Origin of the sequence: Pseudomonas phytophila (assembly GCF_025643095.1) — a bacterium.
GTDB classification, from domain to species: Bacteria; Pseudomonadota; Gammaproteobacteria; order Pseudomonadales; family Pseudomonadaceae; genus Aquipseudomonas; species Aquipseudomonas quasicaspiana.
In genome coordinates this window covers 39,133-54,927 of sequence record NZ_CP081201.1, presented here as the reverse complement: position 1 = coordinate 54,927, position 15,795 = coordinate 39,133, and the positions used below count along the sequence as shown (strand labels likewise).

At 57.8% G+C, this 15,795-nt stretch carries 17 protein-coding genes; 11 read left to right on the top strand and 6 right to left on the bottom strand.

Translation table 11 applies throughout. The features are described from left to right. Positions 1 to 100 precede the first annotated feature (100 nt). Positions 101 to 1,249 carry an MFS transporter gene (locus tag K3169_RS00270; RefSeq protein WP_122395706.1) on the top strand — a complete coding sequence of 383 codons (1,149 nt, stop codon included), beginning with the start codon at positions 101 to 103 and terminating at the stop codon, positions 1,247 to 1,249. On the opposite strand, the gene K3169_RS00265 is transcribed toward K3169_RS00270, so the two are convergent. Further along, positions 1,246 to 2,832: a phospholipase D family protein gene (locus tag K3169_RS00265; protein ID WP_263269434.1), complete on the bottom strand. Its 1,587-nt coding sequence runs from the start codon at positions 2,830 to 2,832 to the stop codon at positions 1,246 to 1,248. The two genes, K3169_RS00270 and K3169_RS00265, sit on opposite strands and share 4 nt — an antisense overlap. Positions 2,833 to 3,102: 270 nt before the next feature. On the opposite strand from K3169_RS00265, the gene K3169_RS00260 reads away from it, so the two are divergent. Next, positions 3,103 to 3,336: a DUF1127 domain-containing protein gene (locus K3169_RS00260; RefSeq protein WP_263269433.1), complete on the top strand. Its 234-nt coding sequence runs from the start codon at positions 3,103 to 3,105 to the stop codon at positions 3,334 to 3,336. Positions 3,337 to 3,431: 95 nt separating this feature from the next. On the opposite strand, the gene K3169_RS00255 is transcribed toward K3169_RS00260, so the two are convergent. After that, positions 3,432 to 4,850, bottom strand: coding sequence for a PLP-dependent aminotransferase family protein (locus tag K3169_RS00255; protein ID WP_095093169.1), 1,419 nt, complete (start codon positions 4,848 to 4,850; stop codon positions 3,432 to 3,434). Positions 4,851 to 5,024: 174 nt separating this feature from the next. On the opposite strand from K3169_RS00255, the gene K3169_RS00250 reads away from it, so the two are divergent. Next, on the top strand, positions 5,025 to 5,258 hold the full coding sequence (locus tag K3169_RS00250) for a DUF1127 domain-containing protein (RefSeq protein WP_099270222.1): 234 nt from the start codon (positions 5,025 to 5,027) through the stop codon (positions 5,256 to 5,258). A 161-nt stretch (positions 5,259 to 5,419) separates the two neighbouring features. Here K3169_RS00250 and K3169_RS00245 read toward each other — a convergent pair whose 3' ends face one another. Continuing rightward, entirely contained in the window at positions 5,420 to 6,733 is a 1,314-nt protein-coding gene (locus K3169_RS00245; RefSeq protein WP_263269431.1) for an NAD(P)/FAD-dependent oxidoreductase, read from the bottom strand. Positions 6,734 to 6,877: 144 nt separating this feature from the next. Here K3169_RS00245 and K3169_RS00240 point away from each other — a divergent pair, with 144 nt between their 5' ends. Both K3169_RS00240 and K3169_RS00235 read left to right on the top strand, forming a co-directional pair. Beyond that, complete coding sequence (locus tag K3169_RS00240) at positions 6,878 to 7,231, top strand: YkgJ family cysteine cluster protein (protein WP_231674851.1); 354 nt, start codon at positions 6,878 to 6,880, stop codon at positions 7,229 to 7,231. A 514-nt stretch (positions 7,232 to 7,745) separates the two neighbouring features. After that, on the top strand, positions 7,746 to 8,741 hold the full coding sequence (locus K3169_RS00235) for an IS110 family transposase (RefSeq protein WP_122808477.1): 996 nt from the start codon (positions 7,746 to 7,748) through the stop codon (positions 8,739 to 8,741). 110 nt (positions 8,742 to 8,851) lie between these two features. Here the strand turns inward: K3169_RS00235 and K3169_RS00230 are convergent, their stop codons facing one another. Next, complete coding sequence (locus K3169_RS00230) at positions 8,852 to 9,340, bottom strand: Lrp/AsnC ligand binding domain-containing protein (protein ID WP_027901535.1); 489 nt, start codon at positions 9,338 to 9,340, stop codon at positions 8,852 to 8,854. A 157-nt stretch (positions 9,341 to 9,497) separates the two neighbouring features. Here K3169_RS00230 and dadA point away from each other — a divergent pair, with 157 nt between their 5' ends. The 5 genes from dadA to K3169_RS00205 all read left to right on the top strand — a co-directional run bounded on the left by dadA (position 9,498) and on the right by K3169_RS00205 (position 13,732). Beyond that, positions 9,498 to 10,799, top strand: coding sequence for a D-amino acid dehydrogenase (dadA, locus tag K3169_RS00225; protein ID WP_263269428.1), 1,302 nt, complete (start codon positions 9,498 to 9,500; stop codon positions 10,797 to 10,799). Next, entirely contained in the window at positions 10,771 to 11,124 is a 354-nt protein-coding gene (locus K3169_RS00220; protein WP_122395700.1) for a RidA family protein, read from the top strand. The genes dadA and K3169_RS00220 overlap by 29 nt, the downstream gene beginning before the upstream one ends. 124 nt (positions 11,125 to 11,248) lie before the next feature. Then, positions 11,249 to 12,319, top strand: a complete 1,071-nt coding sequence (gene alr, locus K3169_RS00215; RefSeq protein WP_263269427.1) for an alanine racemase — start codon at positions 11,249 to 11,251, stop codon at positions 12,317 to 12,319. A 270-nt stretch (positions 12,320 to 12,589) separates the two neighbouring features. Continuing rightward, complete coding sequence (locus K3169_RS00210; RefSeq protein WP_027901539.1) at positions 12,590 to 13,138, top strand: cupin domain-containing protein; 549 nt, start codon at positions 12,590 to 12,592, stop codon at positions 13,136 to 13,138. 171 nt (positions 13,139 to 13,309) lie between these two features. After that, complete coding sequence (locus K3169_RS00205) at positions 13,310 to 13,732, top strand: c-type cytochrome (protein ID WP_263269426.1); 423 nt, start codon at positions 13,310 to 13,312, stop codon at positions 13,730 to 13,732. Between the two features lie 103 nt (positions 13,733 to 13,835). On the opposite strand, the gene K3169_RS00200 is transcribed toward K3169_RS00205, so the two are convergent. Then, positions 13,836 to 14,900 carry an aminopeptidase gene (locus K3169_RS00200; protein WP_263269425.1) on the bottom strand — a complete coding sequence of 355 codons (1,065 nt, stop codon included), beginning with the start codon at positions 14,898 to 14,900 and terminating at the stop codon, positions 13,836 to 13,838. A 150-nt stretch (positions 14,901 to 15,050) separates the two neighbouring features. Between K3169_RS00200 and K3169_RS00195 the strand changes: the two genes are divergently transcribed. After that, on the top strand, positions 15,051 to 15,407 hold the full coding sequence (locus tag K3169_RS00195; protein WP_176560683.1) for a hypothetical protein: 357 nt from the start codon (positions 15,051 to 15,053) through the stop codon (positions 15,405 to 15,407). A gap of 3 nt (positions 15,408 to 15,410) precedes the next feature. On the opposite strand, the gene K3169_RS00190 is transcribed toward K3169_RS00195, so the two are convergent. Further along, positions 15,411 to 15,644, bottom strand: a complete 234-nt coding sequence (locus K3169_RS00190) for a DUF1161 domain-containing protein (protein WP_027901543.1) — start codon at positions 15,642 to 15,644, stop codon at positions 15,411 to 15,413. Positions 15,645 to 15,795: the final 151 nt, after the last annotated feature.

Genomic DNA, 15,795 nt, shown 5'->3' with positions numbered 1-15,795 from the left:
AAAGTTAATCCGCGCCTGACCGAACATTGAAAACAGCCGGGCTTCCCTTGGGACAGCCCGGCTGTTTCGTCTTGGCCTTTTGATCCACAGGAGCGTGGGAATGCGTTGGGGTACTTATTTCGCGGTGCTGGCGTCGGTGCTCTCGGTCGGGCTGGCATTGGGTGTCAGCATGCCGCTGGTGTCCTTGCGACTGGAAAGCTGGGGTTACGGCTCGTTCGCCATTGGCGTAATGGCTGCAATGCCCGCGATTGGCGTTCTGCTCGGCGCAAGCCTGGCCAGCGGCCTCGCTGCACGTTTCGGTACTGCCGCGCTGATGCGCCGCTGCCTGTGGGCTGGGGCGCTGTCCGTAGGCCTGCTGGCGCTGCTGCCGTATTACACGGTGTGGCTGGTACTGCGGCTGACGCTCGGCGTGATCCTGACCATCGTCTTCATCCTCGGTGAAAGCTGGATCAACCAACTGGTCGTCGAAAAATGGCGTGGCCGTCTTGTCGCGCTCTATGGCAGCACTTACGCCTTGTGCCAACTGGCCGGGCCGCTGCTGCTTGGCGCATTGGGCACCGAGCACGACACAGGCTTCTGGGTGGGCGTGGCGCTGCTGATCATTTCGCCGTTTTTGCTGCTGGGCAGAAGCGGTGCGCCAAACGCCGATGCATGCCGCGTCACCTTCATCGACCTGTTCGCTTTCTGTCGCTCCATGCCCGCGATCGCCTGGGCGGTGGCACTGTTCGCCGCATTCGAGGCGCTGATCCTGACCTTGCTGCCAATCTATTGCCTGCGTCAGGGCTTCACGCCGGAAATCGCCTTGGCGATGATCAGCACCGTGGTAGTGGGCGACGCGCTTCTGCAGTTGCCGATTGGCGCACTGGCCGACAAGGTTTCGCGGCGCACGCTGTTTTCGAGCTGTGCCGTGGCATTGATGGTTTCAAGCCTGCTGGTGCCGCTGCTGGTGAATACCGTGCTGATCTGGCCGCTGTGGGTGCTGTTCGGGGCCAGCGCAGGCGGCTTGTTCACCCTTTCGCTGATTCTGATTGGAGAGCGCTTTCGCGATGACGCACTGGTTCGCGCGAACGCGCATGTGGCGCAGCTGTGGGGGATCGGTTGTTTGCTGGGGCCACTGGCGGCCGGCGCAGGCAGCCAGTGGGTCAGCGGTCAGGCACTGCCGCTGTTGATGGCGGCGGGTGCGTTTGGCCTGGTGATCCTGTCATCCCGACGCGGGGCATTCGGGGTTCAACCGGCGGCAACGGCCTAGAGCATTTTCTCCAGGCCCACGACCCGGCTGAACCACGCGTTCAAGCGCCGCCAGGTATCGCCGGGCTCTTTGTACAAGGTGTGGATTTTGCCGTTGTCTTCGGTGACCCACACCACTTTGCCGTCTTCCAGCTTCGCCTCATAACTCAGGGTCGGCTGCATGCCTTGCAAGGCCAGTTCGCGCAGCGCTTCGGTCAATTCGGGGCTGTCTACCAACACGCCGACTTCGGTGTTCCACAATACCGAGCGCGGGTCGAAGTTGAAGGAGCCCACGAACACTTTTCGACGATCAAACGTCATCGCCTTGCTGTGCAGACTGGAATCCGAACCACCGCCAAACGTTCCGCTTTTACTGAACAGATGAGGGCCGCTGCCCCCGCTGTCACTGCCGGGATCACCCGGCTGGCGGCGCATTTCGAACAGTTTCACACCATGCTCCAGCAACGCCTTGCGATAAGGCGCATAACCGCCGTGTACCGCAGGCACGTCAGTCGCCTCAAGGGAGTTGGTCAGCAAACTGACCGAAACCCCGGCATCGGCACGCCCGGTCAGGTAGAGCAAACCTTCTTCACCCGGCACGAAGTAGGCGGAAACCAGTATCAGTTCCTTGTTTGCATTGAGCAGCTCAGGGGCCAACTGCGTGGTCAGCAGCAGATGCGGGTCAGGTTCGCCACGAGCCAGCACTTTGGTCGGCGCATCCCACAAGGCCTTGTTATGCGCCCAGATCAATTCGTTGAACCAGATCTTGAGACGTGGGTTTTTCTGGTACGCCATCAGGCGGTCGTACAGCGCCTTGTGTTTGTGCTGCGACTCTACGAGCGATGCCTCCAGCCGTTTGCGCGCCTTGGCCAGATCACGAGTCGTCGGCAGGAAATACATGAACTCGGCGATGGGTTTGCTCAGTGTGCTGTTCCAGTATTGATCAAAACTGTGCCCGAGTTGCTCGGCCACCGGACCGACGCTGAGCATGTCGATGTCGGTGAAATTCAGGCTTTCTTCGGCATCGAAGTATTCATCACCCAGATTGCGCCCACCCACGATGGCCACGCTGCCGTCGGCCAGCCACAGCTTGTTGTGCATGCGCCGATGCTGGCGCGACAGATTTAAAAGCCGCCCCACACTGCGGGTCACGCCGGTCTCGCGCCCTAGACTCTGGGGGTTGAATAGTCGAATCTGAATGTTGGGGTGTGCAGCCAGAGTGGCGATGGAGTGATCAAGCCCGTCGCTGGTGGTGTCGTCCAGCAGGATGCGCACGCGAACACCGCGATCAGCCGCTTTGAGCAACTCATCAATCAAGGCGCGGGTGCTCAAACCGTCATGGACGATGTAGTACTGCAAGTCCAGACTGGTGCGGGCATTGCGGATCAGTTCGGCACGCGCCATGAAGGCTTCTGTGCTGTTGGACAGCAGGCGAAAACCCGAACGCCCCTCATGAGGCTGAGCCATCGCCTGCACAGAACGGCCAAACGCCGAATCCGTCGGCGGCAACGCCTGACTCGGTTCGTTAGGGACATTGATATGAGCACAACCACTGAAGCACAGCGCCGACAACAGGCAGAAGGGCATCGCCCATGTGTTCTTCAAATTCACTACCCCAAGGGCGTTACGGCATGGTGTGTATGACCGCAGCTTTTAGATAAAGTCGCACAGAATGTAAGCACTGGCGCTCTTATCTCTACCTACAGGAGCCGCTCATAAGCATGGAACCGCTCAAGTACGGGCGTGTGCCATCGCTGGACTGTAAGCTTGTTGAACGACCCAACATCTTGAAAAAACTCAACACCATCTGAGTGTTTAAAATCGAATAAAAAACCAACATTATCGCGGCCCAATTAATTCGACAGGAAGTCGGGAATGAGCGGTATTAGCGATGTGCGTTTAACACTGAAAAGCCAGGAGTTGAACGCAGAATACAAGCACGCGGTAACGATGCCACAAAAAACCGGTGAGGGCCTGCTGGCCTTGTACCTAAGGCGCTGGACCAATCGTGAACAACTTCTGAAATTAACGAGGGCACAACTAAGAGATGCAGGGATCGATCCACAATATGCCCGCGAGGAAGGACTCAAGCCGTTCTGGAGAGAGTAAACACTGGCCGTCATGAATAGGACCCAGGCCTTCCTTTTGAGCAACTTTAAAGTGGAAGGCTTGCCCACCCTGACTACAGCCGTACATAAACCCATTTAAATTGTTTCTATTAACTCTTTAATCGTACTCCCGACCGTGCGTACCGCGTTCTCGACCTCTGGAGACGGCTTGGCAGCGAAATTCATTCGCAGGCAATTACGGTATTTGCCAGAGGCAGAAAAAATACTGCCCACGGCAATCTGTACGCCCTTGGTCAACAGCGCACGATTCAGACGCAGCGTATCGAAATCCTCGGCAAGCTCGACCCACAACATGAAACCACCTTGTGGACGACTGACCCGTGTACCTGCCGGAAAGTAACGCATGACCCAGTCGATCATTTGCTCGCGACCACGCTGATACTGACTGCGCATGCGTCGCAGGTGCGGCTCGTAATGTCCGCCCTCAAGAAACTCGGCAATCGCCAGTTGCGGCTGAGGCGCTGTTGAACCGGTGCCGATGTACTTCATGTGCAGCACGCGTTCCAGATAGCGGCCCGGCGCAACCCAGCCAATGCGCAACCCTGGCGCAAGCGTCTTGGAGAACGAGCTGCACAGCAGAACCCGGCCGTCTTCGTCGAAGGATTTGATCGTCCGCGGCCGCGGATAACTGAACGCCAGATCGCCATACACATCGTCTTCGATGATCGCCACATCAAAGCGCTGAGCGAGGGTTAGCAAGGCGCGCTTGCGGTTTTCCGGCATGACGTAGCCCAACGGGTTGTTGCAGTTGGGTGTCAGCTGTATGACCTTGATCGGCCATTGCTCCAGCGCCAGCTCAAGTGCTTCAAGGCTGATGCCAGTCACGGGATCGGTAGGGATTTCCAGAGCTTTCATGCCCAGGCCTTTCAGCGTCTGCATGGCGCCGAAAAAGCTCGGCGAGTCTACGGCGACGATATCCCCTGGATCACAGATGGCCCGAACGCTGGCCGAAAGCGCTTCGTGGCAACCGGTGGTGATCAACAAATCGTTGGCGGTCAGGTTGCAGCCCGAATCCAGCAGCAACCGAGCGACTTGCTCGCGAAGTGTCTGGTTACCCTGAATGCTGTCGTAATACAGACCGGGCATTTGCTCGTCACGACTGATCCGCCCAAGGGCGCGCATCAGCGGCCGTAGCGTCGGGCTACTGACGTCGGGCATGCCACGCCCCAGTTGCACGAGGTTCGGCAAAGCCTTGACCCGCATCAGGTCCAGCACCTGATCCCACTGGGAGATGTCCACAGGACGCTGCGCCGGACGACCAATGACCGGCAGCGCCGGAACAGCGCGGCTGACCGGCACAAAATACCCGGACTTGGGTTTGGGCAGGGCAAGGCCGCTGTCTTCCAGCACGCGATAAGCCTGCTGCACCGTACTCAGGCTGACGCCGTGTTCAACACTCAACGCCCGCACCGACGGCAGCCTGTCGCCAGGGCGATAGAACCCGTTTTCGATACGCGTACCGAGCAACTCGGCGAGGTTGACGTAGAGTGTCATGAGCATACTCTCGGCTTTTTGAGTGAGCTAACCATACAGATGGGAGAAAAATACAGCATTCAGCGCCGTAAAGAAAACATCTGTATGCAGATAAATAGATTTATTTGAATCTGTAATGGTTTGTCGCGCCGATTCATCATGTACCCACACCACAACGTAATGAGGGTTGGGAACATGAACGGGTTGAGTGATGTGAGGTTGGCGCTTTACAGTCAGGAACTGAGCAGCGGAAAAGCAGTTGTCGCCAAGACAGCAAGCGGACCGAAGCTAGGCCGCTGGGCGCTGTATCGCCATCGCTGGATGTCACGCCGGGGGCTGCTGAATCTGACTGAAGAGCAATTGCGCGATATTGGCCTGAGCTCCGCTCAGGCCATGCGCGAAGGGTTGAAGCCGTTTTGGCGGGAGTGATTACCAGGCCCTGTGACACCTGTGGGAGCTGGGCTTGCCCGCGATAAGGCTGGACGCGGTTCACTTTAGATAGCGTCCAGCCTTATCGCGGGCAAGCCCAGCTCCCACAGGAGACCGCAGTTTCTTGTTAGACCACAGTCGTTCATCAGCCAGTTTCAGCCTCAACGCAATTCCTTCAACCGATGCCAAAGCATCCCCAGCGCCAGCAATGGCGAGCGCAGATGCTTGCCGCCAGGGAAGGTGATGTGCGGGACTTTGGCGAACAGCTCGAAGCCATTGCTGTGTTGCCCGGCAATGGCTTCACCGAGCAGCTTTCCAGCCAGATGGGTTGCGTTCAGGCCGTGTCCGGAATAGGCCTGGGCGTAGAACACGTTGGGCTGGTCCTTCAAGCGACCGATCTGAGGCAAGCGGTTGGCACCGATGCCAATCATGCCGCCCCACTGATAATCGATCTTCACAGCCGCCAACTGCGGGAACACCTTGAGCATTTTAGGCTGCATATACGCCGCGATGTCTTGCGGGTCACGCCCCGAATAGTGACAAGCTCCACCAAACAACAGACGCCGATCCGCCGAAAGCCGGAAGTAGTCCACCGTGACGCGCTGATCACACACGGCCATATTCTGAGGCAGCAACTGTGTCGCCAGGTCTTCACTCAACGGCTCGGTGGCGATGATGTAGCTACCGGCGGGTAAGACCTTGCCGCTGAGTTGCGGGTTGAGATCATTCAGGTAAGCGTTACAACCCAGCACCAATGTCTTGGCCTGAACCAGGCCCTGAGCAGTATGTACTTTGACCTGCGGGCCATATTCGATGCGGCTCACCGCCGAATGCTCGAACACTTGCACGCCCAGCGACTTCGCGACAGCGGCTTCGCCCAAGGCAAGGTTCAGCGGGTGCAAATGTCCCGATCCCATGTCGATAAGGCCGCCCACATAGCGGTCCGAACCTACCACGCTACGCATCTCGCCGGCCTGCAGCAGTTTTAACGAATGGCGATAACCCAAATCGCGCAGCTCGTCAGCATCTGACGCCAGCCCGACAAGATCCCGAGGCTTGTTGGCCAGGTCGCAATAACCCCAGGTCAAATCGCAATCGATGCCATAACGCTCAACGCGTTGACGCACGATTTCGACCGCCTCAATGCCCATCAGCTTCAACTGCCGCACGCCCTCCGCACCGACCACGCCCGTGAATTGCTCAAGGCCGTGACCCACGCCCCGAATTAACTGCCCGCCATTGCGCCCGCTGGCGCCCCAGCCAATTTTTCGCGCCTCCAGCAGCACCACGCTCAAGCCGCGCTCGGCCAGTTCAATCGCCGTATTCAGGCCGGAAAAACCGCCGCCCACCACGCAGACGTCAACCTGAACCTGACCTTGCAGCGGTGGATAATCGGGCTGCGGATGGCTGCTGGCGGCGTAATAAGAAGGGGGGTGCTGATCGGTGGCAGTCGATGGTTGAACGCGGGCGTTCATGGCGGGATCCCGTTGCTGGCGTCTGAAAAACATTCCCGAGGATAAGCCGCAGGTTCGGCGACGGGCAAGGCGCGATCCAGACTGTGCTGTCTTGAACCGCTGGACTGAGGCAAAATCACGCCCATTAACAGCGGGTAAGTTTCAATGAGCTGCAACAGTCAGAAAATTCGTGCGTTACGCCAGCAGATCCCTTCTTTCGAATGCGTCCCAGGCTGCCACGACTGCTGTGGCCCGGTGACCACATCGCCGGAAGAAATGTCCCGCCTGCCACGCAAGACAGCGGCCGAGCAGGATGCGGCCATGGACGAACTGAATTGTGTGCACCTTGGGCCCAGTGGCTGTACGGTCTACGACGAACGCCCTCTGATCTGTCGCCTGTTCGGCACGACGCCAACCCTGCCATGCCCCAACGGCCGTCGACCGGTGGAGATGATTCATCCGCGGGTCGAAAAGCAGATTCATGAGTACATGGCGTCGACGCGGCAGGTGTTGGTTTAAAAGCCGGAAGAGATTCCAATTGTCGGAGCCGGGCTTGCCCGCGATGCAGGCGCTGCAATCTTGCAGATAAAACCAGTTGCCTTCATCGCGAGCAAGCTCGGCTCCTATCAAACAAAATATAACTATCTGATTTGGAATGCTTTTTACTGTAGGAGTGACCGGGGTGGCGATCCACATTGCTCGCGATAGCTCCAGTACAGGCAATATATTCATCGACTGACAGGCCGAATCGCGAGCAAGCTCACTCCTTATATGTTGCTCCTGCACCAAGGAGAAGGGTTAGTCTCTAAGGTGTGACATACGAGAAATACGTTTCTGGGGGAGGCCGATCGCTCCTGAAGGCAGGACCAAGTCCTGACCTTGTCTGTAGAGAGGCCCCCCCGCCTCATTGCCCACCACGAAGAGTATCGAGAAGCCGACAAGTCGGACTTCGCATTACAAGGTTGCAGTGGCATGAAGTTCGAGGTCGGGGGAACCGGAGACATTTTTACCTGATTTCTCTGGAGTTGAAAGCATGGGGTTGTATATCGGTATCGACGTTGGGTCTCGCAGTTGCGCCATGAGCTGGAGGGACAAGGGCCGTGTGGCAGGTTCTTGGGACATTATCCAGACGCCGAAGGGGCGTAAGGCAGCCGTGAAAAAGCTGTTGTCCCTCAAACCCGTCGCGGTGGTCATGGAGGCGACTGGAGTTTATTACCTGGATCTGGCTATTGAGCTGGCCGCAGCGGGTTTGCCGGTCTCGGTCATTAATCCGAAAAGCTTCCATAACTTCGCCAAACTTACGCTGACAACCAGTAAGACTGACGGAATCGATGCGCAGTTATTGGCCGAGTATGGCGAGCGCATGACACCCCGATTGTGGGTTGCTCCTACGCCGATCCAGCTGGAACTACGGGCCATTGGTCGCCATATCAACCGCCTGACCTGCCACCGCACTCGGGCAAAGAACGAGCTGCATGCGTTGCAGGCGACTGAAACCTCAATGGCGCTGCTCATCGAGGATGAGGAAGAGGCGATTGCTATGTTCGACAAACGAATTGAACGCTTCAGGGTTGCGGGCCGTGAGTTGATCTCGACATGCCCCACACTGAGTGCGCAATTCAAGCACATGATAGCGGCGCCGGGGATGGGGGAAGTTTCAGTGTTTGCGGCATTGGCTGAGCTAACCACGTTGCCCACAACGCTGAAATCATCTCAGGTGAGTCGTCATGCGGGACTTGATGTGAGGCTGACGCAGTCCGGGACCAGCATCAATAAGCCTGGTCGTATGAGCAAGGCTGGGAACGCCTATTTGAGGTCTGCGATGTTTATGCCCTCTATGACAGCGGTGCGTTGCGATCCTTACGTGAAGGCGTTTTTCGAGGCGCTAGTGAGTCGCGGCAAGAGAAAAATGCAGGCGATCTGCGCCGTGATGCGCAAGTACCTGACCGGACTCTGGGCATGCATGCGCTCGGGAGAGGATTTTGATACGGCCAAGCTATTCAGCGAAAAACACTTCGTGAAAGCTTGACCGGCAACAGAGTATCTACAGGGTCCGTGTTTGCTGCGCGACAGCGTGGTGTCAGGGACACCGGGGCGGCTCCCACAAGAGCTGCGCCATCCTTTGGGAATGGCCTGGTCTCAATCCGCAATCGGCAGATTCAGGCTCTCTTTCACCTCTTCCATCACGATATAGCTCTTGGACTCCCGTACATGGGGCAGTTTGAGCAAGATGTCGCCCAACAGTTTGCGGTACGAGGCCATTTCCGAGATGCGCGCCTTGACCAGGTAATCGAAGTCGCCTGAAACCAGATGACACTCCAGCACGTGGGGCAGCTTCAGCACCGCGCGGCGGAATTCTTCGAAGGTGTCGCCAGATTTGTAGTCCAGGCTGATCTCGACGAACACCAATAGGCTAGCCTTGAGACTTTGCGGATTAAGGCGTGCGTTGTAACCCATGATGATGCCTTCGCGCTCAAGCCGACGGACCCGCTCTGTACAGGGCGTCGTAGACAAACCGACGCGCTCACCCAGCTCGGTGAAGGAGATTCGGCCGTCGGCCTGAAGGATGCGCAGGATGTTGCGGTCGATCTTGTCCAGTTCACGTTTGGACTGGGTTTGGGTACGCATGGGTAAACCCCCTCTACCAAAGGCTTCTTTGCCGGGAAATCCCGCCAAATATAGGCACTTATACAGTGAAAAGCACTGCCCTTAGCTGCATATACTGCGCACATCCTTGCTTAAAACTTGAAAACGTCAGCGGATATCCGCGATGAGGTAAATCGACATGCGCGTTCTGGTCCTTGGTAGTGGTGTGATCGGCACGACCAGTGCCTATTATCTGGCACGGGCAGGCATGCAGGTTACGGTCGTGGATCGCCAGCCAGCGGTGGCCATGGAAACCAGCTTTGCCAACGCAGGCCAGGTTTCGCCGGGCTATGCATCGCCGTGGGCAGCGCCCGGTGTGCCACTCAAAGCGATCAAATGGCTGCTCCAACGCCACGCGCCACTGGCGATCAAAGCCACTGCCGATATCGACCAGTACCTATGGATGGCGCAGATGCTGCGCAACTGCACGGCCGACCGCTACGCTGTGAACAAAGAGCGCATGGTTCGCCTGTCCGAATACAGCCGCGATTGCCTTGACGAATTACGTGCCGAAACCGGCATTGCCTATGAAGGCCGTACGCTGGGTACGACTCAGCTGTTCCGCACTCAGGAGCAACTGGATAACGCCGCCAAGGACATCGCTGTCCTTGAGCAATCCGGCGTGCCATTCGAGCTGCTGAATCGCGACGACATTGCCCGGGTTGAACCGGCGTTGGCGGGCGTGACCAATATTCTTGCGGGCGCCCTGCGGCTGCCCAACGACCAGACCGGCGATTGCCAGATGTTCACCACTCGCCTGGCCGAGATGGCTGTGCAGTTGGGCGTTGAATTCCGCTACAACCAGTCCATCGAGCGCATCGATTTCGCTGGCGACCGCATCAATGGCGTGTGGATCGACGGCAAGCTGGAAACCGCCGACCGTTACGTTCTGGCACTCGGCAGCTACTCGCCGCAGTTGCTCAAGCCGCTGGGCATCAAGGCCCCGGTATATCCGCTCAAGGGCTATTCGCTGACGGTGCCGATCACTGATCCGGCGATGGCCCCGACGTCGACCATTCTCGACGAGACGTTCAAAGTGGCGATCACCCGTTTCGACAACCGCATCCGGGTCGGCGGCATGGCCGAGATTGCCGGTTTTGATCTGTCGCTGAACCCGCGTCGACGTGAAACGCTGGAGATGATCGTCAACGATCTTTATCCTCGCGGCGGTGACTTGAGCCAGGCCAGTTTCTGGACCGGTCTGCGCCCGACCACGCCTGACGGCACACCAATTGTCGGTGCAACGCCATACCGTAACCTGTTCCTGAATACCGGCCACGGTACATTGGGCTGGACCATGGCCTGCGGTTCGGGTCGTTTGCTGGCGGACCTGATTGCTCGCCAGAAACCTCAGATCAGCGCCGAAGGCCTCGATATTTCTCGCTACGGCAGCTCCAAGGAGATCGCAAAAAATGTCCATCCAGCGCCAGCTCACCAATGAGCGCATGAGCCAGATCGTCGTCCATAACGGCACTGTGTACCTCGCAGGCCAGGTCGGCGACGACATGGCTGCCGGGATTGAGCAGCAGACCCGCGAGACCCTTCACAGCGTTGAACGCTTGCTGGAGTTGGCCGGTACTGACAAAAGCCGTCTCCTTTCAGTAACGATTTACCTGAAAGACATCGACGCTCACTTTGCCGGAATGAACAGCGTCTGGGACAAATGGCTGCCAAAAGGTGTAGCGCCTGCGCGTGCCACCGTTGAAGCCAAGCTGTGCGAACCGGAAATACTGGTTGAGCTGTCGGTTGTGGCAGCGCTTCCTTAACAACGTATCCCCTGTAGGAGCTGCCGAAGGCTGCGAACACTCTTGAAGTCGCCTCAGCGACCAAGACCTTTCGCAGCCTTCGGCAGCTCCTACAGTTCTATTCCTTTGCCATCAGAATCCCACCATGCGTCCAGCTCGCGCGATTATCGATCTTCAAGCCCTGCGTCATAACTACCGCCTGGCCCGTGACACTACCGGCGCGAAAGCCCTTGCGGTGATCAAGGCCGACGCCTATGGCCATGGCGCTGTGCAAGTCGCTCAGGCACTTGAAGCCGAGGCCAATGGTTTCGCCGTGGCCTGTATTGAAGAGGCGCTGGAGTTACGCGCCGCCGGTATTCGCGCTCCCGTTTTGCTGCTGGAAGGTTTCTTCGAAGCCGATGAGCTAGACCTGATCGTCGAGCACGACTTCTGGTGCGTGGTGCATTCACTGTGGCAACTGGAGGCCATCGAACAAGCCCGTCTGCACAAGCCGCTGACTGTCTGGCTTAAGCTCGATTCAGGCATGCATCGCGTCGGCTTGCATCCGCAGGACTTTCAGGCCGCTTATCAACGCCTTCAGGCAAGCGGTAAAGTGGCGAAAATCGTACTCATGAGCCATTTTGCCCGCGCCGATGAACTGGACTGTCCGTCCAGCGCCGAGCAAGTTGCGGTTTTCGAAGCAGCCCGCCAAGGCATGAACGCCGAAATAAGCCTGCGCAATTCCCCAGCAGTAATGGGCTGGCCTGATGTTCCCAGCGATTGGGTGCGCCCCGGCATCATGCTTTACGGCGCCACGCCATTCGATCGGCCGCAAGCGGTGGCTGATCAGTTGCAACCGGTGATGACCCTGGAATCGAAAGTCATCTGCGTACGCGATTTGCCTGCAGGCGAAGCGGTGGGCTACGGCGCAACGTTCATTACCGAGCGGGCCAGCCGCGTTGGCGTGGTCGCCATGGGTTATGCCGATGGCTATCCCCGAGAGGCACCGACCGGTACGCCGGTGTTGATCGACGGCCAGCCGAGCCAACTGCTGGGCCGCGTGTCGATGGACATGCTGTGTGTCGACCTGAGTCACTTGCCGAATGCGGGTCTGGGCAGCCGGGTCGAGCTGTGGGGCAAGAACGTCCTGGCCAGCGACCTGGCGTCTCGAGCAGGCACCATTCCGTATCGCATCTTTTGCAATCTGCGCCGGGTGCCAAGGGTTTATCAGGCTTAAGATACTTATCTGAATCGAGGTACTTTTTTCTGTGAGCTCACGGGTACCGCGAGGCAGCGATAGCAGTCTTTCTGATACTCCGCCATCGCGGCCTCGCGGTGCTCATGCGCTCCTACAGGGGGTAATGGTTAGCCGCTCGACAGCGCGGCGCTTGCCAGCCAGTTCCCTAGATATTCCGTAACAGGTCCAAGTGTTGTAAATACTGAACGCTATTGCCATGATGGCGCTCAACTCGACCTTGCCTGATCTATATCTAGGAGGACTGCCGCATTGGACGTCGGTGAACGACTGCAATCCATTCGTAAACTCAAAGGTCTGTCCCAACGCGAGCTTGCCAAACGAGCAGGCGTGACCAACAGCACCATTTCCATGATCGAAAAAAACAGCGTCAGCCCCTCGATCAGTTCACTCCGGAAAGTGCTCGGCGGGATTCCCATGTCCATGGTGGAGTTCTTCTCTGAAGAGCTCGAGCAGCAGAACCCGACTCAGGTGGTTTACAAGGCCAGCGAGCTGATTGATATCTCCGACGGCGCGGTGACCATGAAACTGGTGGGCAAGGCGCATCCGAGCCGCTCAATCGCATTCCTCAACGAGGTGTACCCGCCTGGTGCCGATACCGGTATCGAGATGCTGGTGCACGAAGGTGAGGAGACCGGCATCCTGGTCGAAGGTCGTCTGGAGCTGGTCGTCGGGCTCGACACTTACATTCTCGAAGAGGGCGACAGCTATTACTTCGAGAGCACCAAGCCGCACCGCTTTCGTAACCCGTTTGACGTGCCAGCGCGACTAATCAGCGCAGCCACTCCGGCTAACTTCTAAGCCAAAGGCCCGATAATCAAGGGCTGCAGCGCAAGCCCTTCAACGTCGATTCGCAGCCCAATAACCTTTCTTATTGCAGGGTTGTTTCGGACGTTCAGGGCAGGGGATATACTCTCGCCGCCTGCTAAACCGTGGCAGGTGTGCGTGAATAGTCTCCATGAGGGTGGAAGCGTGAACCTGACCAACAAGATTCTGGCCATTGCCGCAGCGCTGGCTTTTTGGGCGTTCAGCGCTCAGGCAGCGACCAGTGAAGAGATTGCCAAACGGCTGGAGCCGGTCGGCCAGGTCTGCATTCAGGGCAAGGAATGTGCAGGAATGGGAGTCGTCGTATCCGCAGGCAGCGGTGCTGCCAAAAACCCCGACGACATCATCGCCAAGCACTGTACTGCCTGCCACAGCATCGGCTTGCTGAACGCACCGAAAATCGGTGATACCGCCGCCTGGAAAGAGCGCGCCGATCAGCAAGGCGGCCTGGATGGCCTGCTGGCCAAGGCGATCACCGGGCTCAACGCCATGCCCGCCAAAGGCACCTGCGGCGACTGCACTGACGACGAACTCAAGAGCGCCATTCAGAAGATGTCGGGGTTGAAGTAAACGACCAGACCTATCACTTGTAGGAGCTGCCGAAGGCTGCGAATCGCGGTATTTCAGGTCAAGTGCTTTCGCAGCCTTCGGCAGCTCCTACAGGGAATTATGTTCACTCAGATCTACCCATCAACCTCTGCAACTCAGCCCGGCGCTGCGCAATTGGCAACGCGCCCAGACTCTCCACTTGCGCATAAAACGCCTGCCAGTCTCTGTTCACGTTTCTGAACAGCGCTTCAAAGGCAGGCACCCATTGGTCGTAGAGCCCAAAGGGCAACAACCTGGCGTTGTTCATCGGCGCGTTGATCCAGGCGTCATAACGCTTGTCACCCGACCATTGCTGATCACGCAATAGCCGGTACTCGCTGCGCAGCCTTTCAAATTCCGCCGCCTTGCACTGGCGCATCAGCTCGGCGCTCAAGGGTTGGCGGTAAAGCTGCATGAGTCGCTCGCGGGTAGCCAGTACCAGCCGTGTAAGGTCATCTCGCTGTTTTGATTGCGTTAAATGCTCAGGAGCAAGCCCGCGCGCAATGCGCCATTGTCGGGTGCCTTCCTGCTCGACGAAGCTGGCGTAGGACTCATTGAACTCAGTGTCATCCTTCACATAGAAACGCTGGTGCGCCAACTCATGAAAGATCAACGTCGCTAAACGCTCGTCACCCCAGCCCAGCATAGAGCTGAGAATCGGATCATTGAACCAGCCCAGTGTGGAATAGGCTTCCACACCGCTTACATAGACGTCTTTTCCCTCCTGGCGCTGTAACGCTGCAGCGCCTCTGGCACCGCCGATGCTGTAATAGCCGCGATAGGCCACGCACCCGGCGATGGGGAAACAATGGGTGATCGGCTCAAGAGAAAACTCGTCCGTGGCGAACACATTCCAGACCACGTACGGGCGTCCGAGATCGGCATAAAGCCGGTAGCTTTTATTGTCAGGAAGGTGCAACTGGCTGCTGGCAAAGTCGCGTGCTTGCCGGGAAAAAGCCAGACGCTGGCGAAGTTTCGGATCACGGGTCTGATCAGCGATCACATCCTCGACCGGCTCACGAGCACGTAGCAGCTGAAACTGGCCGCTCACCAACTGGTCGTAATAGCTAAGGCTGGAACAACCGCTGAGCAGCAAAATCGCCAACAGCGGCCAACTGCGCCAAAGGCATGAAGCGTTGAGACTCGGCATGGACAGCCTTTAAAGTTGCACACATGGCGCGTTATGCCGGACAGCGAGGGCATTTCGCAACTACTATCGAGATCCTTTGAAGCCGAGCTGACCATGCGCCCTTTATTGATGCTCTTAGCCCTTGCCTCACTGGCTGGCTGTGCAGGCCCCATGCCTGCCGTGGACCCGGCTCAAGCCTGGGTCGATATGCGGACCATGACCGGCAAGCTGGTCATGGCTGACAAGGTGGACGGCAAGACGACCTATGACGGCCGTTACTTCCAGATATCGCCAGGCAGTCACCGGCTTCAGGTCCGTTATGACTATGAAGTCCACTACGGTGGCTTTACCGCCATGGGCGACGAGTACACCGAGCTGACGTGCTACGTCGAACTGCACTACGCGAACTTCGCCGCCGGGCAGCGCTATATGATCGAGGTCCGATCACTGACCAACGATGTGACCGCCGAACTGCTGGATGCCCAGCGTAACGTTCTGGCGGAACAGGACCATGTCACCTGCATCTGACGATCAGCGATCGTTTTTCTGGTAGATGATTTTGCGTGTGCCGTTATCGCAGGTGCCCACTACCATGTTCTGGTCTTGGGCCTCGTCATTGGTGACGATTTCCAGAGTGTAGGAACTGACATTGTTGGCCTGAATCTTGGCTTCGATCTCGGCTTTCAACTCTTCACAATCTTTAGGCGCGGCGAGGGCGCTGGTGGCCAGCGATAGACCCAGTACGGCTAATGCAAAACGTTTCATGCTCGACTCCTCGATACCACTAGAGCAGCACGCGCCAGAATGATTCCCGCGCCTGCGCCGCTCCTTTCCATAGACATTACCCGGTCCCAGCAAGTTCGGCACTCGTCAGTCGGGTCGAACTTCTTTGTGAGCGACTCATCACATCCTGACG

Bases quoted from the DNA above. Each gene is read 5' to 3' on its own strand.
- K3169_RS00195 (WP_176560683.1), top strand. From the start codon at position 15,051: ATGCCTGCCGTGGACCCGGCTCAAGCCTGGGTCGATATGCGGACCATG.
- K3169_RS00235 (WP_122808477.1), top strand. From the start codon at position 7,746: ATGGGGTTGTATATCGGTATCGACGTTGGGTCTCGCAGTTGCGCCATG.
- K3169_RS00250 (WP_099270222.1), top strand. From the start codon at position 5,025: ATGAACGGGTTGAGTGATGTGAGGTTGGCGCTTTACAGTCAGGAACTG.
- K3169_RS00230 (WP_027901535.1), bottom strand. From the start codon at position 9,340: ATGCGTACCCAAACCCAGTCCAAACGTGAACTGGACAAGATCGACCGC.
- K3169_RS00200 (WP_263269425.1), bottom strand. From the start codon at position 14,900: ATGCCGAGTCTCAACGCTTCATGCCTTTGGCGCAGTTGGCCGCTGTTG.
- K3169_RS00220 (WP_122395700.1), top strand. From the start codon at position 10,771: ATGTCCATCCAGCGCCAGCTCACCAATGAGCGCATGAGCCAGATCGTC.
- K3169_RS00190 (WP_027901543.1), bottom strand. From the start codon at position 15,644: ATGAAACGTTTTGCATTAGCCGTACTGGGTCTATCGCTGGCCACCAGC.
- alr (WP_263269427.1), top strand. From the start codon at position 11,249: ATGCGTCCAGCTCGCGCGATTATCGATCTTCAAGCCCTGCGTCATAAC.
- K3169_RS00255 (WP_095093169.1), bottom strand. From the start codon at position 4,850: ATGACACTCTACGTCAACCTCGCCGAGTTGCTCGGTACGCGTATCGAA.
- K3169_RS00245 (WP_263269431.1), bottom strand. From the start codon at position 6,733: ATGAACGCCCGCGTTCAACCATCGACTGCCACCGATCAGCACCCCCCT.
- K3169_RS00260 (WP_263269433.1), top strand. From the start codon at position 3,103: ATGAGCGGTATTAGCGATGTGCGTTTAACACTGAAAAGCCAGGAGTTG.
- K3169_RS00270 (WP_122395706.1), top strand. From the start codon at position 101: ATGCGTTGGGGTACTTATTTCGCGGTGCTGGCGTCGGTGCTCTCGGTC.
- K3169_RS00240 (WP_231674851.1), top strand. From the start codon at position 6,878: ATGAGCTGCAACAGTCAGAAAATTCGTGCGTTACGCCAGCAGATCCCT.
- dadA (WP_263269428.1), top strand. From the start codon at position 9,498: ATGCGCGTTCTGGTCCTTGGTAGTGGTGTGATCGGCACGACCAGTGCC.